Below are 17,489 nucleotides of genomic sequence, written 5' to 3' on the forward strand. Positions count from 1 at the left end.
GTGGCGGGACCGCCAGTCAACCGTGCGGTGTGATTCCCGAGGACCTGTATGTACAGGTGGGCGCCAGGTAATCAGGCCAGGACCTGAACAGAGCCAGCCCCCTCGGAATTGCTTAAGGCCACCAGAATGCTACCAATCACAAGAAGCGCAGAACCCGCCAAGGGTCTAACTAGGTGTTGCTGACTGGATAAGCAAGGGGAGGCGGGTTGATTTTTGTTCTCTAATTGTTCACATTCCCCGGATGGTATTGGACTTGCAGCCAGGACAGAAGCTTGCACGCGGTGTCGCGCGCCATCTCAGTGCGCATGGATTCGTCTCTGTTGAAGAGTTTGTGCCCGTGCGCGGGTTGCGTGTGGATGTCATGGGGCTGGGCCCCAAGGGTGAGCTTTGGGTGGTTGAGTGCAAGTCCAGCCGCGCGGATTATCAGTCGGATGCCAAATGGCAGGGCTATCTTGAATGGTGTGATCGGTTTTTCTGGGCCGTGGATACTGATTTTCCAACAGACCTGCTGCCTCAGGAAACCGGCCTTATTATTGCTGACGCCTATGATGCCGAGATTGTGCGCATGGCGCCCGAAGACAAGCTGGCCCCGGCGCGACGCAAGAAAATGATACAGAAATTTGCAACGGACGCGGCACGTAGACTGCACGCGCTTCGCGATCCAAGGCTTTGAAAGATCAACCTTTTACCGCGCGTGCGGCTTGCGCGGCGGCTCGGATTTCATCCGCAATCTCTTCGGCTTCTTCGGGGTCAAAATCCATCGGGACTTCCAGACCGTCGGCTTCGATGAACAGGCGCACCATGCCCTGATCGGTCGGGCCGATTTGCAGGTTGGCCTGAATGTCACGTTCGGTGTTGATGCCCATATTAGCCTCCGGAGATGAGCATTCGTGCTATCGCGCAAAGGCTTGAGAATCAAGACGCTGATGCGGTCAGATGCATTATGAACAATGCAAAGATAAGACCCTTTTGCGCTTTGGACGTGCCGTGGCTGGTTGAACAGCACGGGACCCTCTACGAGCGTGATGAAGGATTCGACGAAACCTTCGCACCGCTGGTTCAACGGATTCTTGAGGATTTCGTAGCGACCCATGACCCCGAGTTTGAGCGAGGCTGGATTGCCGAACAAGAAGGTCAGCGTTTAGGCAGTATTTTCTGCGTCAGACTGGACGATAGCACCGCAAAGCTGCGCCTGTTTTTTCTTGTACCCGAGGCGCGGGGAATGGGGCTGGGCAAACGCCTGTTGTACACATGTATGGACCACGCGCGCGCTGTAGGGTTCGCTCAGATGTCATTGTGGACGCACGAAAGTCACCGCGCCGCCTGCGCGCTTTACAAGGCGACAGGCTGGCATTTGGCAGGCAGCAAACCGGTCCATTCCTTCGGTGTCGATCTTGTCGAACAAAGCTGGAAAATTCGGCTTTAATCCTCTTGCATTCCCCGGGCGCGTTCGGTAAATCGCCCCTCACGAGTGCCGCCTTAGCTCAGTTGGTTAGAGCGCTGGATTGTGGATCCAGAGGTCCCCTGTTCAAGCCAGGGAGGCGGTACCACTTCTCCCTGATCAGAGATTGGTGACACGGCAGGCTAGGCCGTTCATTCATGCATTGAAAATGAAGTAGCGCGCCGAAAATCAGCGCGCCAGGTTCAGCCTCAGCTTCATTTTGCTGCGCTTGGCGGCAGGCAGGTGCCGGTTCAGGCGCTTGTTGACCAGCCCGAACGCCCAGATGACCACCAGTGTCAGCAGGATGAAGTAGAAGGCCAGAATTGGGTAGGGAATGAAGGGGTTGAAGGTCTTGTCTGCAAAATACCCTGCGTAATACAGCGCATCGCCTCGTTGCTGCCAGACCGGAAACGCCGAGAAGAAGACCAGTGTGGTGGCGTGGAACAGAAAGATTGCTTCGTTCGTATAGGCAGGCCACGCCAGTCGCAGCATCGTGGGCCAGATGATGCGACGGAAGCGGGACCAACCTGTCATGCCATAGGCGTCTGCAGCCTCGATATCGCCCTTGGGAATTGAACGCAGCGCGCCGTAAAAGATCTCGCCCGAATAGGCGGCCGTGTTGAAGAACAGCACGATTAGCGCGCCCAGCCAGGCCGAGGTCAGCGCATCAAGGAGCGGAAAGCTCTGCTTGAGAGACAAGAAGAAGAAATAGGCAAAGAAGAACTGGATGAACAGCGGCGAGCCCCGGAACAGAAAGATGAACCATTCCGACGGTTTACGCAGCCATACATTTGTTGACGCTTTGCCCAGTGCCAGTGCCGTGGCCAGAAAGAACCCCGTGACCAGCGCCATGATTCCGAAATAGATGTTCCAGATCATGCCTGAACCGATCAGGGTGAACTGTTCGCACAGGGTGAAATCAGCCTTGGGAATGGCCCGCTCGCCAATACCGATTGAGCGCAGGCCATAGTCCTGAATGGTCTGGATACAGCTCATGCGGTGGTCTCCTTGCGCAGCAGCTCTCCGCCTGATGTGGCCTGACCGTGGGACAGGCGGCGCATCAGCCGTTCAAGACCAATTTCAGAAACTCGGGTCATGCCCAGGTAGAACACCAGCAGGGCAAGGAAATACCACATGCGCCAGTCGCCATGCGGGTATTGCGTGAATTTCGGGTTCTTGAACGCGCCCAGTTCGCGCGCCCAATAAACGATGTCTTCGATACCCAGCAGGAACAACAACGGCGTAGCTTTGATCAGCACCATCCATAGGTTCGACAGGCCGGGCAGGGCATACACCCACATCTGGGGCACAAGGATACGCCAGAAGGTCTGGCGGTGTGTCATCCCATAAGCCGCCGCCGTTTCCAATTGCGCATGGGGAACCGCGCGCATCCCGCCAAACAGGACGTTGGCGGCGAAAGCTCCGAATACGATGGAAAAGGTGATCACGGCCAGAAAGAAGCCATAGGTTTCGTGCACCCATTCGGGGGCTGTGCCCAGCGGCAATTTCGCCGACTGACAGACGATAAAATCATTGCCCTGCCGGATTGGGTCCGTCCATTCAGGACACAGTATCTTGTGCCGCGTCCATTCAAACGCCTGATCCAGCGCGATTACGAAGAACATGAAAAATGCGATATCCGGCACGCCACGCACGATGGCGATATACCCTTTTCCCAACCAGGTCAGCGGCAGGATATGCGACCGGGCAGCCATGGCCCCCAGAAAGCCGAATCCCAAGGCTACGGGCGCGGTAATGGCCAACAGCAGCAGAACCTTGAAGAAGGACAGGTAAAACAGCCAATGAACGCCGTTGGTCAAATAGCAAGAGAACCAACGGACAGTGCCGAGCGTTTCGGGATCAGTGCAGAACGAGAAAATGGCGGGCCTCTTTGACTGGCAAAGGCTCAGAATGCGGCGCGCCCGGTTGTCAGGCGCGCCGCAATTAGCAATTTAGAAGGTCGAGGACACTTCCCACTTGGTGATCAGCTCGTTCAGGCTGCCATCGTCCTTCATGGACTGGATGGCGGCGTTGAACTTCTCTTTCAGCTCACCGTCGGACTCGCGGATGCCCATGCCGACGCCACCGCCCAGCGGGACTTCGTCACCGACAAAGACCATGCCCGAGCCGTCTTCGGTGAAGGGCACCAGGAATGATTTGTCAGCCAAAACCGCATCAGCTTCGCCATTGCGGACGGCTGCGATGGTTTCTTCGGGGCTTGCAAACTCCACCAGAGTTGCGCCGGAATCAGCAATGTAGCCAGCCTGAATGGTGCCTGTTTGGGCCGCGACGACGCCGCCTTCCAGATCAACACCATCGGACATGGCAACATAAGCCGACGGATCTGGCGGGGTGTAGTTCTGGGTGAAGTCGATGACTTCGTCCCGCTCATCGGTGATCGACATGCCGGCGATGATGGCATCATAGTTGCCCGAGACCAGGTTCGGGATGATCGAATCCCAGTCGTTCTTGACCCATTCGCAATCCAGGCTGGCGCGCTTGCACAGCTCGTCGCCCAGTTCGCGCTCGAACCCGTCGATCTCGCCCGCGTCGTTTACGAAATTCCACGGTGCATAAGCACCTTCAGTGCCCAGACGGATCGTGTCCGCCATGGCCATGCCCGCGCCAAGCGCCAGCGCTGCTGTGGTCAGAATCAGGTTTTTCATTGGTAACTCCCCAGTTTAGTTCTGTCCTGAGTTTATGCCGCCTTGGTGGCGGATAGAAAGCCCTGAAGCCGTGCGGATTCAGGGGTGGTGAAGATGTCTTCCGGAAGGCCCTCTTCCTCGATCAGCCCTTGATGCAGGAACACCACGTGGCTTGAGATATCGGCCGCCATTTTCATGTCATGGGTCACGATGATCATGGTGCGGCCTTCAGCGGCCAGATCCTTGATGACCTTGATGACTTCCTGCTCCAACTCAGGGTCCAGCGCCGAGGTCGGTTCGTCAAACAGCAGCGCCTCGGGCTCCATGCACAGTCCGCGCGCAATCGCGGCACGTTGTTGCTGACCGCCTGAAAGTTGCGCCGGATATACGTCGCACTTGTCGCCGATACCGACTTTTTCCAGATATTTCCGCGCGCTGTCCTCAACTTCGGCCTTGTCACGGCCCAACACGGTGACTGGGGCTTCCATGACGTTTTGCAGGATTGTCATGTGGGCCCACAAGTTGAATTGCTGAAACACCATCGACAGGTTGGTGCGGATACGCAGAACCTGTTTCGCGTCGGCGGGACGACGGTGTTGACCTTGGCCTGCCCAACGGACGGGTTCGCCCTTGAACAGAATTTCCCCCTGCTGACTGTCTTCCAGCAGGTTGCAACAGCGTAGAAGCGTGGATTTACCAGACCCGGACGACCCTATCAAAGACACCACATCGCCGCGTCTGGCCGTAATATCCACCCCTTTCAGCACTTCTAGATTGCCGAAACTCTTGTGTAGGTTTTTGATCTCGATGACCGGAGTGGAATCTGTCACGGGAGCCCTGAGTGTTATTGGTGTTGGTGCGGTACTAGGGCTTAAATTTTTGAGCAATGCAATGCGCAAATGATGCGTTACCGCTCAGAAACTGTCAAAATGACCAGACGTTCTGGCCAAATCGGTCAGGGATTGAGCAACTCGGCAGCCGCTTGCGGTGGATTGGGAACAGCCAGATAGTCATCCGCCGGGATGTAGATAAGGTCCCGCAGAAGCAGCAGTTCTGCGTCCTGATCAGACAATTCGGTTATCGCCTTTTGAGTCGCCCGTGCGATGGCGGCTGCGTCTTGCCCGATGGCCGTGATGAAGGGAAGGGCGGGTGTCGGGGATGTTTCTTCAACAGGGCGCAACGCTGTTCCCAAGTCTGAGTGTTTCTTCAACAACGCCCAAGTGACGGCATCCAGACAGGCATAGTCGGCGCGACCATCCGCAACCGCTTGGGCTGAATACGCGTGACCGCCAGTCATAAGCAATTCAGACGGAAACTGGGCGTCTTTGGCAAGGTGAACCATAGAAGCAGCCCAGCCGGACTGCGAAAGCGCCTCGTTATAGGCAAATGTCCCGCCTGCAAGCTCTTTCAACCCACGGGGGTCATCCTGCCGGGCAACAAAGACCGAACGATAATGCCCCGGTGGACATCCCGGCAGCCCGTAATCCGGTGTTCCAACCAGTTGCACATTGCCGTGCAATCGGGTTCGGTAGGGCATCCCGCACGTCTGGGCAAACAGAAGGTCGGGACTCTGCCATATGCTCCATGCATCTTCGTCCCGTGTCAGGCTGGCGGGGCCGAAGCCAAGGTTTTCACGAATCAAAAGCCAGAAACGATCATTCGCGGATCGAACAGCGGGCATGTCATACATGCCCAACGCAGCGATCACGCCTTGGCTGCCTTTTGCCGCGCCAGGGCCGAGTCGACATCGCTGACCCCCAACAAGCTGACCACCAGTCGCAAAAGGGAATCTTCCTCTCCCGTGCGGTGCCCATCGGCCAGCGCAACCGACCACATTGCCTGAACCACGGCAAGCCGATCTTCATATTGGACGGCTTCCTTGATCGCGCGGGTAAAGCGGACGGTGTCCGGGGCTTCGGCCTCAAGATCTTCGGCGCGAGCGCGCAGGGCGGCCGCTTCGAACGGGGACAGGCCATAGCGTTCGGCGGAAATACGGTCGATCCGCGCCATCTCGCTGTCGGCATAGTCGTTGTCTGACCGAGCAATGCGGACCAATAGGGCGGTCAACGCCAATCGCGCATCGTCATCGGCAAGCGGGTCGGGCTGAGGCTGAGTAAGCCGGGACAGGAATTCACTGAACATGCGAAAGATATAGAGGCCGACTAGGTTTCTTCCAAGCGCCTTTGCACGCGGCCGCGTGCAGCTTGGCTGTCGTTGAAGCTGAGGCCCATCGCAATACGGGCTTCCTCGACGATCTTCATCTCGCCTTCGTCGGAATTGCCGTCGGCCAGAACGACCTCCCACAGGGCGTCTAGGGCGGCCAGTCTCTCGTGCAGGTCTGTGGTTTCGCGGATCAGTTTGCCGAACGTGTCAGTCTCGGGGGCCGCCGCGTGCAGTTTTTCGCAAGTGGCGCGGACCTTGGCGGCCTCAATCGCGTTGTGCTGGTACAGACGGGCAAGTATCCGATCAATCAGGCTGATTTCTTCCAGCTTATAGTCGCGATCCGCCTGCGCCACGCGCACCATCAACGCACCCAACGCCAATTCGGCGTCCGGGTCGGGCAGATTCGTATGCTGTGGCGGGCGAAACGCCTGAAAGAACTTCTTCAACATAATTTTAGAATATTCCATATTTTGTAGCCCGCCAAGCACGGACTACATGTCATGGACTGGAATCGTCAAAATCCCGCTGTGTGGGTTTCAGCGGGCCATAAGACCCTGAAGTTTAGTTCAGAGCCTTTGTCGCCTGTTCTTGCAGCCATCCCAACATCTGTTTGTAGGGCACGGGGCCATAGCTGATGCGCGCCACGCCCAGTGATGCCAATGTTGCAGTGTCCGGTGTTCCGGGCAGGGCGATGATGTTTACAGGCAATTCGGTCGATTCGCATAACCGCGCGATAAGCACCTCATCCTTCAGTCCCGGCGCAAAAAAGCCGCTGGCCCCTGCTTCGGCATAGGCTTTGGCGCGTGCGATTGCATCGTCCAACATGTCATCGCTATGTGTATCGGGCCTGGCCTTGAGGAAAATATCTGTGCGCGCGTTGATAAAGGCGGGAATCCCGGCGGCATCACAGCCCTCGCGCATTGCCCGTACCCGCGCTTCCTGAGTCTCGATGTCATACAACTCTTTCGTGCCGACGATCTGATCCTCGAAGTTGAAACCGATCACCCCGGTTTCCAAGGCACGTTCGACATTTGCGGCCACGCCAAGCACGTCCGATGCGTAAGCCCCTTCGAAATCCAGTGTCACAGGAAGATTGACGGCCGACACAATGCGACGGGCATTGTCCAGCGCGGCCTCCATGGGAATGTTCTCACCATCCCCGTACCCCTGCGCCATCGCGACCGGGGCGCTACCCGTGGCAATCGCTTTGGCCCCGGCATCACGCACGGCACCGGCGCTGCCAGCGTCCCAGATATTGTGCAGAATAACCGGGTCGCCCTTCTTGTGCAGGGCGGCAAAGGTTTCTGCGCGTGTGATCTGATCTGTCATGGCCGGTCTCCTGTCGTTGTTGTGACGACAGTTAAAGGCGCAAACAGCCGATGCGTACAGAATTTTTCGCATCGGCTGTCACAAGGCAGTGATCCTGTGAAGGTCAGACCAGACGAGAGGTATCCTTGGCCGCGCGCACAAACTCGCGGAACAACGGATGCGGGTCGAACGGCTTCGACTTTAGTTCAGGGTGATACTGAACACCGATGAACCACGGATGGTCCGACCATTCGACGATTTCCGGCAGACGTCCGTCAGGAGACATGCCCGAGAATTTGAGCCCGGCCTTTTCCAATTGCTCGCGGTACTTGATATCGACCTCATAGCGGTGGCGGTGGCGCTCTTCGATGTTGGTGCCGCCGTAGACCTCGGCCACTTTCGAGCCATCGGCCAGAACCGCATCATATGCGCCCAGACGCATGGTGCCGCCTTTGTCGTCGCCGACTTTGCGTTCGACCTTGTGGTTGCCCTGAACCCATTCCTTCAGGTGATAGACCACAGGTTCAAAACGCTTTTTGCCGGCTTCGTGGTCGAACTCTTCGGAACCCGCCTCTTTGATGCCAGCCGCGTTCCGGGCTGCTTCGATAACCGCCATCTGCATGCCAAGACAGATACCCAGATAGGGAACCTTGTGCTCGCGCGCGTATTGCGCGGCTTTGATCTTGCCTTCCGTGCCGCGCTCGCCAAAGCCGCCGGGGACAAGGATGGCGTGGAATCCTTCCAGATGGGGCGCGGCGTCTTCTGTATCGAACACCTCGGCGTCAACCCACTCGACCTTGACCTTGACGCGGTTGGCCATGCCACCATGAGTCAGCGCCTCGGCAATCGACTTATAGGCGTCTTCCAGTTGGGTGTATTTACCGACGATGGCAACCTTTACCTCGCCTTCGGCGTTGTGGATGCGGTCGCTGACATCTTCCCATTTGGCCAGATCGGGTTTCGGGGCAGGGCTGATCTGGAACGCGTCCAGAACTGCCTGATCCAGACCTTCCTTGTGATAGGCCAGCGGCGCGTCGTAGATCGTGCTAAGGTCCTGCGCCGCGATCACGCTGTCAGGGCGCACGTTGCAGAACAGGGCCAGCTTTTCACGTTCTTTCTTTGGGATAGGACCTTCCGACCGGCAAACCAGAATGTCAGGGGCCAGACCGATCGAGCGCAGCTCTTTGACCGAATGCTGGGTTGGCTTGGTTTTCAACTCGCCTGAGGCCTTGATGTAGGGCAGCAGCGTCAGGTGCATGAACAGGCACTGGCCGCGCGGCTTGTCCTGGCTAAACTGACGGATGGCTTCGAAAAAGGGCAGGCCCTCGATATCGCCAACGGTGCCGCCGATCTCACACAGCATGAAATCAACCTCATCCTCGCCAATGGCAATGAAATCCTTGATTTCGTTGGTGACGTGCGGGATCACCTGAATGGTCTTACCCAGATAGTCGCCGCGGCGCTCTTTCTCGAGCACATTCGAATAGATCCGCCCCGAGCTGACCGAGTCGGTCTTGCGCGCGGCGACTCCGGTGAAACGCTCGTAGTGGCCAAGGTCCAGATCGGTTTCGGCCCCGTCATCGGTGACGAACACCTCACCATGTTCAAACGGAGACATAGTGCCGGGGTCGACGTTCAGATAGGGGTCCAGCTTGCGCAGCCGGACCGAGTATCCGCGTGCCTGCAACAAGGCACCCAAAGCTGCCGAGGCCAACCCTTTGCCCAAGGACGAAACCACACCACCGGTGATGAAAATAAAACGCGCCATGTTGTTCGGCTAGCTCCCGTGAGACGTCAAAATCAGCTGCCCGACGGTTCCGAAAAACCGTTGCATCACGGGACTCCATACATAAAGGATTCGCGCCCAAAGCGCAAGAGAACCGCAAGATGCTGTTGCAGTTCTCTGTCAGGTTTCTAGGTTTTGTGGATCAGTCGGCCTGCGGGATCAGCGGCGCGTTGTCGCCCTGTACCGGAGGCAGAAGATCGTCCGCCGACGGAACCGCCGGTGCGCTTTCTTCAGTCGCAGCCGGGGCGGGAACGCCCAACCGGTCGATAACCGAGCTGCCCGAGGATTTCTGAGCCGCCAGAATCGTCAGCGTGATCGACGTGACGATAAAGCACGCCGCCAGAATCCATGTGACCTTGCCCAACGCAGTTGCAGCCGCGCGGCCGCTAACGGCGCCGCCACCGCCGCCACCCATGCCAAGACCACCGCCTTCGGACCGCTGCATCAGGACGACGGCGATCAGGCCCAGAGCCAGAAGAAGATGGATGATGAGAACGACGTTTTCCATGGTGGTCCTGTGCAGCGTGGCGTGTATCGCGTGGTACTTATGCAAGTTTGGTTCCGGGGGCAAGTCACGAGTTTCCATCAGGATCAATGATGTGCCTTATCACGGCAAAGGGACTGGACAGATCGGCGGATCGTGGCGCAACCTGCGGCCATGCCCCATGATGATCACGACCACCCGCATGCCCTTTTGCCACCCGAACCTGCCTTGCGCGTCAAGGCGCTCGAGACGATTCTGACTCGCAAGGGGCTGGTTGACCCCGCGGCTTTGGATGAGATTATCGACACCTACCAAAACAAGATAGGCCCTCAGAATGGTGCACGTGTCGTCGCAAAGGCGTGGACGGACCCGGAATTCAAACGCGCTTTGCTTGAGGATGCGACCCCGGTTGTTGCTGATCTTGGATTTTATGGGCGGCAGGGCGAACACATTGTAGTGGTCGAGAATACGCCTGCCCAACATAATATGGTAGTTTGCACCTTGTGCAGTTGTTACCCGTGGCCGCTGCTCGGTATCCCCCCGGGGTGGTACAAGTCCGACGCATATCGCGCGCGTGCCGTTCGGGAACCGCGTAAAGTACTGACCGAGTTCGGCGTGACGCTGCCATACGAAACTGCCGTTCGGGTTTGGGACTCGACCGCCGAGATCCGCTATCTGGTTTTACCAATGCGGCCCAAGGGCTCTGTATCGCTTGACGAAGACGCTCTGGCCGCCCTGGTGACACGCGACAGCATGATTGGAACCGGTTTGCCCAAGGTGCCCTCATGACACGGGTTCACGACATGGGTGGGCGGTTTGGCGATGGCCCGGTAGTCCCCGATGCCGTAGACGCGCCGGTTTTTCCCCAGGAGTGGCATGGTCGCGCATTGGCTGTAACTCTGGCAGCAGGCTTTCTAGGCCAGTGGAACATCGACATTTCGCGCCATGCGCGTGAGCGCTTATCGCCGAAGGATTACACGCGGTTTTCCTATTGCGAAAAATGGATATCTGCCTTGGCTGACTTGTTGGTCGAGCAAGGTGTTCTGACATTGGCCGACTTGAGAGGGGCGGAACAAGAGGGGCCGCATCCTCTGGCATCAAGGACGCTCAAAGCTGAAGCCGTTAGTGCCGCGCTATCCAAAGGTGGTCCAGCGGATCGACCGTCCAACGTGCCAGTGCGATATGAAATCGGCCAGAACGTTCGGACCGTTCACCCTGCTTCCAATCGGTTGGTGGATGGCGGTCACACACGATTGCCAGCCTACGCCGCTGGAGCCGAGGGGCGGGTTCTGCGTGTTCACGGCAGCCATGTCTTACCGGACTCAAACGCGCACGGCCTCGGAGAATCGCCCGAGCCGCTTTATGCAGTGGTTTTCGCCGCATCGGAACTTTGGGCAGCGCCCGAAAATCCCAAGGACGAGGTCGTACTAGACCTCTGGCAAAGTTATCTGGAGCCATCATGACCGATTGCATCGCGCATACAGCTCCCGAGCCGGTATTTGCCGAACCATGGCACGCTCAAGTCTTTGCCGTGACAGTTGCGCTGAACGAAGCGGGGCGATTCGATTGGCCGGAATGGGCGACACGATTTTCTGCTACGTTGAAGCGTCACGGGTTGAAGAAGGAACTCGATGGCGGCGAGGATTATTTTCGCGCTTGGCTTGAGACACTGGAAACGCTTCTGGCGGATGGTGGTGAAACCAGTGCCGGCGATATCGACGATGTATCAGCGGCATGGGAAAAAGCGTATTTGACCACACCCCATGGCAGCCCTGTTGAATTGAGTGCCGACTAGGGGGCTCTGCCCCCGCCGCGCGTTCCGCGCGCCTCCCCCGGGATATTTGTAGCCAGATGAAGCGGGGGATCCGTTCTTCATCTGGCTATAAATATCCCCGCCGGAGGCATCGCGCGCAGCGCGGTTATGGTCTGCGGCGAATTACCGGTTTCCCTGCCGCTTTCTCCTCGTTATACGAGCCGAGTTTGATATCTCAGCGCAAAAGGACCGGATATGGCCAATGTGGTTGTTGTCGGCGCCCAGTGGGGTGACGAAGGAAAAGGCAAGATCGTCGACTGGCTCAGTGAGCGGGCAGATGTCATCGCGCGTTTTCAGGGTGGGCATAATGCCGGGCACACGCTGGTCATCGATGGTGAAGTTTACAAGCTGAACGCGCTGCCTTCAGGTGTGGTACGTGGTGGCAAGCTGAGCGTGATCGGCAACGGTGTTGTTCTGGATCCTTGGCACTTGGTTAACGAAATTGCCTCGATCCGCAAACAGGGGGTCGAGATCACCCCGGAAACGCTGATGATTGCCGAAAACACGCCTTTGATCTTGCCCATCCATGGTGAGCTGGACCGAGCGCGGGAAGAAGCGGCAAGCAAGGGTACCAAGATCGGTACCACAGGGCGCGGCATTGGCCCGGCTTATGAGGATAAGGTGGGGCGCCGCTCGGTGCGCGTTGCTGATCTGGCTGATGAGGCAACGCTTGAGGCACGGGTTGATCGGGCGCTGCAACACCATGATCCGTTGCGCAAGGGTCTGGGGATCGAAGCAGTGGATCGTGACGCGCTGATCGCTCAGTTGAAAAAGATCGCCTCGGAAATCCTACCTTTTGCTGCTCCGGTCTGGAAAGTGCTGAATGAAAAGCGCAAGGCAGGGAAACGCATTCTGTTTGAAGGGGCGCAGGGGGCGCTGCTGGATATTGATTTTGGCACCTATCCTTTCGTGACGTCTTCGAACGTGATCGCAGGGCAGGCCGCAACGGGCGTAGGCATTGGGCCGGGGTCGGTGGATTTTGTTCTGGGTATCGTCAAAGCCTATACCACCCGCGTCGGTGAGGGACCTTTCCCGACCGAGCTGGATGACGAGGACGGCCACCGTCTGGGCACTCGGGGTCATGAATTTGGAACGGTGACAGGACGCAAACGCCGCTGCGGGTGGTTCGATGCCTGCCTTGTTCGGCAGACCTGTGCCACCAGCGGTGTGAACGGCATCTCGCTGACCAAGCTGGATGTGCTTGACGGGTTTGAGACGCTGAAAATCTGCGTGGGTTATGATCTGGACGGCGAGCGACTGGATTACTTGCCGACCGCCGCAGATCAGCAGGCCCGCTGTAAACCGATCTATGAAGAAATGCCGGGTTGGAGCGAATCCACCGAGGGCGCCCGCAGTTGGGCAGACCTGCCTGCCAACGCCATCAAATATGTGCGCCGGGTCGAAGAACTGATCGAATGCCCGGTTGCCCTGTTGTCGACAAGCCCGGAGCGGGACGACACCATTCTGGTGACTGACCCGTTTGCAGATTGATGGGCACCGATCAGAAACCAGGACTCAGCTATAAGGCACGCCGTCGTTGGTCGATGGTGTTGCTCCTGGTTGGTCTGCCGGCCTATATCGTGGCGGTGGTGACAATTGTGAATTGGCTCGACCGACCGCCGATCTGGTTGGAACTGCTGGTCTATGTCGTGCTTGGCGTCTTGTGGGCTTTGCCGTTTAAGTTCGTGTTTAAGGGCGTCGGCAAAGAAGATCCGGATCAGCCATCGGAATAGGCGGTCTTTACTGCCTGTTTCCGTGCTCGGGTAATGGCCAAGTCAGGATTGCGCTCGCTAAGGCGTGATACTCGCCCGAAATTTCTTCGGCGAGGCTGAACGGGCTTGGCCATGGTGTGGTCAGTGTGGCCTCGACCTGTCCGGTGACAAGCTTCAATTCAGCTTTGTGTTTTGCCGCCAGACGGCGCATTTTCTGGTTCGTCGCCAGGCACAGCATATGAACCTCGCGAATGCCTCGGTTTCGCGCGGCTGCAATGATCCGAGAGAGTAGGGCGTCGCCGATACCGCGGTCTTGCCAAGATGCTTCGACTGTCATCGCAACTTCTGCCACGAAATTCTGGCTATCGGGTACAGTCCGAAGCTCTCCAACACCTCGCAGGCAGGAATCTGGAAAGGCCCCGAAAACAAGCGCGGCATTGTCAAATATTCCGTCCAGATAGTTTTGCACGAATTCCGGTCTGACAGGGACGCCAAACCGAGAGGTCAGCGTGTCTTCGTTTAAGTTTCTGTAATGGCTTACTATTTTCGGTTTGTCGTATATTCGAAGGCGCCGTATTGGGAGTTCATACATGGCACGACTCCTGTTTTAACGAATGTGGGCATCAAATTAGATGGCGATAGGTTACCATTTTTCTGCAGTGCAGCAAAAAGGACGTTTCGTCACAATCGGGCGCGGAGGTATCAGTTTGAATAGGCAAAAGAAAAGGCCGGTGCATAGCACCGGCCCTTTGATTTCAAGCTTGTATATGGTCAGCCAGCGGCGCGTTCGTCATTCGGGCGAAAGCCAATCTGGTTTGACGCTGCAAATCGTCCGCCGCCTGCTTTCTCGATCTTGCCGTCGCGCAGCAACTGACCGAAGGACCGCAGGCTTTCTTCGCGGTTGAACTCATCTTGCTTGAGTGAGCGAATCTTATTCATCAACTGCGGGCGCGAGAATTGCTCCTGACCTTCGATGAATGACAGGTAGGCCGCTGCGGCCTCAAGCAGATCGGGCAGGGACTGCGCGCCTTGCTCTTGCGCGAAGGATGCAAATCCACCTTCCTCGCTCGCCTGATCTTCATCCTCGGACTTTACACGGCGGGGCGTAACGGGGCCGGCATCTTCGTCGTGAGTGTCAATGCGTTGTTCTGCCACCAGCTTCAACGGAGCCAGCGTATTCGATTGCGGGCGCATGCTGGTCACCTGAACCTCGGGGCGGCGAGGGTTGACTACGGACGATGTCAGGTTGCGATATTCTTCTTCCTCATCGTCTGCCTCGGGCTGTTCTTTGCGCTCTGCTTCGGTTGCAGCTACAGCCGCGCGGAGGTGAGAATAGGTCTCGCGCTGTGTGTTCGCCGGATCGTCCATCTGAACACCGGCTTTGTCCATCAGGCGCGTCAAGTCCTGGTCTGATGCCGCTGAATCGGCTGCGGGTTCGTTCGCACGATTGGCAAGAAACGCCTCAACCTCAGAGATTTCGCTAAGGAGGTTTTCTTCGTCCTGCGCGCTCAGAACACCTTCTTCGGCAGCGGTCTCTTCAATTTCGACATCGTCGTTGTCCGAGGCATCCTCGCTGAGGATATTGAGGATCTCTTCGTCTTTGTCCTGTTCGTCATCCGAAAGCTGGATTTCAGTCTCGGCAATCTCTTCCTCGATCACGTCCTCGGTGGGCAGCACCGAGGTTTCGTCCAGATCTTCGACGGCTTCAATCACCGCCTCAATGGACGGATCGTATTCTTTGGCAAGCTCGTCCAGTTCAGCAACAGGTTCCACGGCTTCGGGAGCCGCCTCGGCCGTGGGCATCTGGTCGTCTTCGGCAATTGGTGCGGTGTCCTCTGCTTCGAACGGCGCTGCGTCGGCTTGGGCAACATCTTCTGCCGGGACGTCTTCCTGCAGGTCTGCCGCGCTCAACGAACCGGCTTCAAAGGCGGCAGCGACGGCATCCGAGGGGCCAGCGGCCTCTCTCATCAGCGTCGTTTCTTCGTCCTCAGCGTAAATGACCGAATTCTCGTCGGTATGGGATACGACGGCACGGATGCGCTGCAGCTTGGCGGCTATGCTGTCAGCGGCCGGGGCAGGGGCGTTTTCAACCGCTTCCGCGTCATCAAAGAAAACAGCGGGGGCTTGTTCCGGCTCTGCCGCGCTCGGCGCTTGTTCTACTGGCGTTGCAGGTTCGGAAGGCGCTGCCGCAACTTCGGTTGCACGCAGCAACAGGCCGCTTTCGTTCTGGCGGGCTTCCACGCGTGTGGATGCGTCGCGCTGCGCGATGCGGGCCAACATCTCGGCGTCGGGCTGGGGAGGTTCTGACCCAAAGTACCGGTCTTCCGCAGCAAGGTCGCGAAAGTACTCGGCGATGGCCTTCATCGTTTCGAAGGAATCGTCAAAGCCTTCCAAAGTGCATGAGAAGGTTCCGTAGGAAACGGTTAAAACCTTGTTATTCTGTACCATCAGACGCACGTCCTTTACAAACTACCTGAACCAACCTGCCCAGGTCCGGGCACCCCTATTGGTTCGAAACTTTGCTTATAAACCTATCATTTTGTGGTCTGAATGTGTCCAAAACCGGGAAAAATGATCAATCTTAGAAAAAATATGCCAATTGTGCGCTCTGACGAGCCAATTGTGCTGGTCGGAGGCGGGCAAATTGGGCCCCGCGATCTGGAAATCGCGCTGATTCGCGCAGGTAGGGTCGTAGCTGCCGATGGCGGAGCGATACCGGTGCTTGAGGCCGGACATATCCCCGAGGCCGTGATCGGTGATTTCGATTCGTTGGAGGCATCCCACAAAGCGCAGATTCCATCCGACCGTCTGTTTCCAATTCGTGAACAAGACAGCACGGACTTTGACAAGGCATTGCGCAGCCTAGACGCGCCGCTGATCCTGGGGGTCGGGTTTCTTGGCGGGCGGTTGGATCACCAATTGGCCGTGCTTAACGGGTTGGTCAGGCGGCAGGATCGGCCCTGCGTCCTGTTGGGGGAGCATGAGGTCGTGTTTCACGCACCGCCAAACATCAGGCTTGCGCTTGCGCCGGGTGACGTCGTCTCATTGTTTCCATTTCAGCAGGTAACGGGGCGGAGTACGGGATTGGAATGGCCGATCGACACGCTGGTTCTGGAACCTGACGGAGTGGTTGGGACATCGAACCGGGCAGTGTCTGAGGTTACGCTAACCATGGACACGCCGGGGTTGTTGGTAATGGTCCCAAGGACGGCTTTGGATACGGTTATGCAGGCGTTTCAGTCGGGGCAGATCGGGCGCTGGCCCGTTCGCGCAGAATGACATAGAGGCCGGCCAGAACAGTGACCGCAATACCGATCGCGGCCATGCCGTTGGGCAGGTCCGAAAAGACCAGCCAGCCGAACAGGGTGGCGACTGGTATCTCAAGGTACTGCATCGGGGCCAGCGTCGCCGAGGGCGCATAGCGCAGTGACCACGTCATAAACAGATGCGCGACGGTCCCAAGCAGGCCTATCGCCAAGAACAGGAAATGGGTGCCTTCAGTTGGGACGACCAGCGAAAGGTGCCAGACCTCCGTCGCGGTTCCAGCGATCAGGACGGGCAACATGATGATGGTGGCCATCGCACCCGAAACAGCTTGAAGGGCAATCGCGTCGCCCAAGGGGGCGAGCACGCAAAACCCAAGCATCAAGACGATGCCGAAGACGGGGCGATCCTGTGTCATGCCCGCGACGCTAAGTTGAATGGGGGTCTTCGGGCAAGGGCTGTACTTGGGTGTAGTCCGGCCCAATGCAGACCGGCAGATCGTCATTCAGCCTAAGCCATTCCAGCTTTTCTTCGTGGGCTACATGCAGCGTCGGCTGCAAAGCGTCGGGATTGTCCAGCGTCGCGACGTAAAGATGCAGGATGCCCGACATCGCCTGAGACCGAAACGAGATCGGCGTGCCGCATTCCGGGCAGAAACTGCGTTCAACGCCGGGCGAAGACGTAAAGGTCTTTGGTTCCTTGCCTGTCCAGCGCCACTGGCCGTCGCGCACCCCGAAATATGTTGTCATTGGTGCGGCGCATTGCCGTCGGCAACTGTCGCAGTGGCAGGTCACGCAGGACAGGGCAGGGGGATCGACCTCAAAGGTTATAGAACCACATAGGCAGTGTCCGTGCATAAGGCTCCTCCGACTC

Annotated in this window: 22 protein-coding genes, 1 tRNA gene and 1 pseudogene; 9 read left to right on the plus strand and 15 right to left on the minus strand. The window is 57.7% G+C overall.

What is annotated here, in order from left to right; translation table 11 throughout:
• Nucleotides 1-241: 241 nt before the first annotated feature.
• Complete coding sequence (locus GOX73_RS02045; protein ID WP_171122770.1) at nucleotides 242-673, plus strand: MmcB family DNA repair protein; 432 nt, start codon at nucleotides 242-244, stop codon at nucleotides 671-673.
• Between the two features lie 4 nt (nucleotides 674-677).
• Here GOX73_RS02045 and GOX73_RS02050 read toward each other — a convergent pair whose 3' ends face one another.
• Entirely contained in the window at nucleotides 678-866 is a 189-nt protein-coding gene (locus GOX73_RS02050; protein WP_171122772.1) for a DUF6324 family protein, read from the minus strand.
• A 77-nt stretch (nucleotides 867-943) separates the two neighbouring features.
• On the opposite strand from GOX73_RS02050, the gene GOX73_RS02055 reads away from it, so the two are divergent.
• Nucleotides 944-1,426, plus strand: a complete 483-nt coding sequence (locus tag GOX73_RS02055; RefSeq protein WP_171134765.1) for a GNAT family N-acetyltransferase — start codon at nucleotides 944-946, stop codon at nucleotides 1,424-1,426.
• Nucleotides 1,427-1,473: 47 nt separating this feature from the next.
• Nucleotides 1,474-1,550, plus strand: a tRNA-His gene (locus GOX73_RS02060).
• Nucleotides 1,551-1,630: 80 nt separating this feature from the next.
• Here GOX73_RS02060 and GOX73_RS02065 read toward each other — a convergent pair.
• The 10 genes from GOX73_RS02065 to secG all read right to left on the minus strand — a co-directional run bounded on the left by GOX73_RS02065 (nucleotide 1,631) and on the right by secG (nucleotide 9,851).
• Nucleotides 1,631-2,437 (minus strand): ABC transporter permease, encoded by an 807-nt coding sequence (locus tag GOX73_RS02065; RefSeq protein ID WP_171122775.1) that lies wholly within the window; start codon nucleotides 2,435-2,437, stop codon nucleotides 1,631-1,633.
• Nucleotides 2,434-3,321 (minus strand): ABC transporter permease subunit, encoded by an 888-nt coding sequence (locus tag GOX73_RS02070; protein WP_171123568.1) that lies wholly within the window; start codon nucleotides 3,319-3,321, stop codon nucleotides 2,434-2,436. The genes GOX73_RS02065 and GOX73_RS02070 overlap by 4 nt, the downstream gene beginning before the upstream one ends.
• Before the next feature lie 72 nt (nucleotides 3,322-3,393).
• Nucleotides 3,394-4,107: a transporter substrate-binding domain-containing protein gene (locus GOX73_RS02075; RefSeq protein WP_171122777.1), complete on the minus strand. Its 714-nt coding sequence runs from the start codon at nucleotides 4,105-4,107 to the stop codon at nucleotides 3,394-3,396.
• 32 nt (nucleotides 4,108-4,139) lie between these two features.
• Nucleotides 4,140-4,916: an ABC transporter ATP-binding protein gene (locus GOX73_RS02080; protein ID WP_171122779.1), complete on the minus strand. Its 777-nt coding sequence runs from the start codon at nucleotides 4,914-4,916 to the stop codon at nucleotides 4,140-4,142.
• Nucleotides 4,917-5,041: 125 nt separating this feature from the next.
• Nucleotides 5,042-5,794 carry a PhnD/SsuA/transferrin family substrate-binding protein gene (locus GOX73_RS02085; protein ID WP_171122781.1) on the minus strand — a complete coding sequence of 251 codons (753 nt, stop codon included), beginning with the start codon at nucleotides 5,792-5,794 and terminating at the stop codon, nucleotides 5,042-5,044.
• Nucleotides 5,791-6,228 carry a TerB family tellurite resistance protein gene (locus tag GOX73_RS02090; RefSeq protein ID WP_171121021.1) on the minus strand — a complete coding sequence of 146 codons (438 nt, stop codon included), beginning with the start codon at nucleotides 6,226-6,228 and terminating at the stop codon, nucleotides 5,791-5,793. The genes GOX73_RS02085 and GOX73_RS02090 overlap by 4 nt, the downstream gene beginning before the upstream one ends.
• 20 nt (nucleotides 6,229-6,248) lie before the next feature.
• Nucleotides 6,249-6,698, minus strand: coding sequence for a TerB family tellurite resistance protein (locus GOX73_RS02095; protein WP_171121692.1), 450 nt, complete (start codon nucleotides 6,696-6,698; stop codon nucleotides 6,249-6,251).
• 112 nt (nucleotides 6,699-6,810) lie between these two features.
• Nucleotides 6,811-7,578, minus strand: a complete 768-nt coding sequence (locus GOX73_RS02100) for an isocitrate lyase/phosphoenolpyruvate mutase family protein (RefSeq protein WP_171122783.1) — start codon at nucleotides 7,576-7,578, stop codon at nucleotides 6,811-6,813.
• Between the two features lie 103 nt (nucleotides 7,579-7,681).
• A complete protein-coding gene (locus tag GOX73_RS02105; protein WP_171122785.1) occupies nucleotides 7,682-9,325 on the minus strand; it encodes a CTP synthase in 1,644 nt (547 codons plus the stop codon).
• A gap of 160 nt (nucleotides 9,326-9,485) precedes the next feature.
• Nucleotides 9,486-9,851, minus strand: a complete 366-nt coding sequence (gene secG, locus GOX73_RS02110) for a preprotein translocase subunit SecG (RefSeq protein ID WP_171121693.1) — start codon at nucleotides 9,849-9,851, stop codon at nucleotides 9,486-9,488.
• Between the two features lie 150 nt (nucleotides 9,852-10,001).
• Between secG and nthA the strand changes: the two genes are divergently transcribed.
• The 5 genes from nthA to GOX73_RS02135 all read left to right on the plus strand — a co-directional run bounded on the left by nthA (nucleotide 10,002) and on the right by GOX73_RS02135 (nucleotide 13,373).
• On the plus strand, nucleotides 10,002-10,616 hold the full coding sequence (gene nthA, locus GOX73_RS02115; RefSeq protein WP_171123571.1) for a nitrile hydratase subunit alpha: 615 nt from the start codon (nucleotides 10,002-10,004) through the stop codon (nucleotides 10,614-10,616).
• Nucleotides 10,613-11,290: a nitrile hydratase subunit beta gene (gene nthB / locus GOX73_RS02120; protein WP_171122787.1), complete on the plus strand. Its 678-nt coding sequence runs from the start codon at nucleotides 10,613-10,615 to the stop codon at nucleotides 11,288-11,290. Before nthA ends, nthB begins: the two co-directional genes overlap by 4 nt.
• A complete protein-coding gene (locus tag GOX73_RS02125) occupies nucleotides 11,287-11,622 on the plus strand; it encodes a nitrile hydratase accessory protein (RefSeq protein ID WP_171122789.1) in 336 nt (111 codons plus the stop codon). The genes nthB and GOX73_RS02125 overlap by 4 nt, the downstream gene beginning before the upstream one ends.
• A 213-nt stretch (nucleotides 11,623-11,835) precedes the next feature.
• On the plus strand, nucleotides 11,836-13,131 hold the full coding sequence (locus GOX73_RS02130; RefSeq protein ID WP_171122790.1) for an adenylosuccinate synthase: 1,296 nt from the start codon (nucleotides 11,836-11,838) through the stop codon (nucleotides 13,129-13,131).
• Complete coding sequence (locus tag GOX73_RS02135; RefSeq protein WP_171121034.1) at nucleotides 13,131-13,373, plus strand: DUF2842 domain-containing protein; 243 nt, start codon at nucleotides 13,131-13,133, stop codon at nucleotides 13,371-13,373. The genes GOX73_RS02130 and GOX73_RS02135 overlap by 1 nt, the downstream gene beginning before the upstream one ends.
• A 7-nt stretch (nucleotides 13,374-13,380) precedes the next feature.
• On the opposite strand, the gene GOX73_RS02140 is transcribed toward GOX73_RS02135, so the two are convergent.
• Entirely contained in the window at nucleotides 13,381-13,944 is a 564-nt protein-coding gene (locus tag GOX73_RS02140) for a GNAT family N-acetyltransferase (protein WP_171122792.1), read from the minus strand.
• 179 nt (nucleotides 13,945-14,123) lie between these two features.
• Nucleotides 14,124-15,800, minus strand: a complete 1,677-nt coding sequence (locus GOX73_RS02145) for a hypothetical protein (RefSeq protein ID WP_171122794.1) — start codon at nucleotides 15,798-15,800, stop codon at nucleotides 14,124-14,126.
• Nucleotides 15,801-15,944: 144 nt separating this feature from the next.
• Here GOX73_RS02145 and GOX73_RS02150 point away from each other — a divergent pair, with 144 nt between their 5' ends.
• Entirely contained in the window at nucleotides 15,945-16,631 is a 687-nt protein-coding gene (locus tag GOX73_RS02150; RefSeq protein WP_254429104.1) for a thiamine diphosphokinase, read from the plus strand.
• Here the strand turns inward: GOX73_RS02150 and GOX73_RS02155 are convergent.
• Together GOX73_RS02155 and GOX73_RS02160 are read right to left on the minus strand one after the other, a co-directional pair.
• Nucleotides 16,576-16,836 (minus strand): annotated as a pseudogene (locus GOX73_RS02155) (EamA/RhaT family transporter); the annotation flags it as partial. The gene GOX73_RS02150 and the pseudogene GOX73_RS02155 sit on opposite strands and share 56 nt — an antisense overlap.
• A 208-nt stretch (nucleotides 16,837-17,044) precedes the next feature.
• Complete coding sequence (locus GOX73_RS02160) at nucleotides 17,045-17,473, minus strand: GFA family protein (protein WP_171122798.1); 429 nt, start codon at nucleotides 17,471-17,473, stop codon at nucleotides 17,045-17,047.
• Between the last annotated feature and the right edge of the window lie 16 nt (nucleotides 17,474-17,489).

The sequence above is a fragment of the Ruegeria sp. HKCCD7221 genome, assembly GCF_013031225.1.
GTDB lineage: Bacteria > Pseudomonadota > Alphaproteobacteria > Rhodobacterales > Rhodobacteraceae > Ruegeria.

Excerpts from the sequence above, each read along its gene's own strand:
- GOX73_RS02045 (WP_171122770.1), top strand. The coding sequence starts at position 242 with ATGGTATTGGACTTGCAGCCAGGACAGAAGCTTGCACGCGGTGTCGCG.
- GOX73_RS02050 (WP_171122772.1), bottom strand. The coding sequence starts at position 866 with ATGGGCATCAACACCGAACGTGACATTCAGGCCAACCTGCAAATCGGC.
- GOX73_RS02055 (WP_171134765.1), top strand. The coding sequence starts at position 944 with ATGAACAATGCAAAGATAAGACCCTTTTGCGCTTTGGACGTGCCGTGG.
- GOX73_RS02065 (WP_171122775.1), bottom strand. The coding sequence starts at position 2,437 with ATGAGCTGTATCCAGACCATTCAGGACTATGGCCTGCGCTCAATCGGT.
- GOX73_RS02075 (WP_171122777.1), bottom strand. The coding sequence starts at position 4,107 with ATGAAAAACCTGATTCTGACCACAGCAGCGCTGGCGCTTGGCGCGGGC.
- GOX73_RS02090 (WP_171121021.1), bottom strand. The coding sequence starts at position 6,228 with ATGTTCAGTGAATTCCTGTCCCGGCTTACTCAGCCTCAGCCCGACCCG.
- GOX73_RS02095 (WP_171121692.1), bottom strand. The coding sequence starts at position 6,698 with ATGTTGAAGAAGTTCTTTCAGGCGTTTCGCCCGCCACAGCATACGAAT.
- GOX73_RS02100 (WP_171122783.1), bottom strand. The coding sequence starts at position 7,578 with ATGACAGATCAGATCACACGCGCAGAAACCTTTGCCGCCCTGCACAAG.
- GOX73_RS02105 (WP_171122785.1), bottom strand. The coding sequence starts at position 9,325 with ATGGCGCGTTTTATTTTCATCACCGGTGGTGTGGTTTCGTCCTTGGGC.
- secG (WP_171121693.1), bottom strand. The coding sequence starts at position 9,851 with ATGGAAAACGTCGTTCTCATCATCCATCTTCTTCTGGCTCTGGGCCTG.
- nthA (WP_171123571.1), top strand. The coding sequence starts at position 10,002 with ATGCCCCATGATGATCACGACCACCCGCATGCCCTTTTGCCACCCGAA.
- nthB (WP_171122787.1), top strand. The coding sequence starts at position 10,613 with ATGACACGGGTTCACGACATGGGTGGGCGGTTTGGCGATGGCCCGGTA.
- GOX73_RS02125 (WP_171122789.1), top strand. The coding sequence starts at position 11,287 with ATGACCGATTGCATCGCGCATACAGCTCCCGAGCCGGTATTTGCCGAA.
- GOX73_RS02130 (WP_171122790.1), top strand. The coding sequence starts at position 11,836 with ATGGCCAATGTGGTTGTTGTCGGCGCCCAGTGGGGTGACGAAGGAAAA.
- GOX73_RS02135 (WP_171121034.1), top strand. The coding sequence starts at position 13,131 with ATGGGCACCGATCAGAAACCAGGACTCAGCTATAAGGCACGCCGTCGT.
- GOX73_RS02140 (WP_171122792.1), bottom strand. The coding sequence starts at position 13,944 with ATGTATGAACTCCCAATACGGCGCCTTCGAATATACGACAAACCGAAA.
- GOX73_RS02145 (WP_171122794.1), bottom strand. The coding sequence starts at position 15,800 with ATGGTACAGAATAACAAGGTTTTAACCGTTTCCTACGGAACCTTCTCA.
- GOX73_RS02150 (WP_254429104.1), top strand. The coding sequence starts at position 15,945 with ATGCCAATTGTGCGCTCTGACGAGCCAATTGTGCTGGTCGGAGGCGGG.
- GOX73_RS02160 (WP_171122798.1), bottom strand. The coding sequence starts at position 17,473 with ATGCACGGACACTGCCTATGTGGTTCTATAACCTTTGAGGTCGATCCC.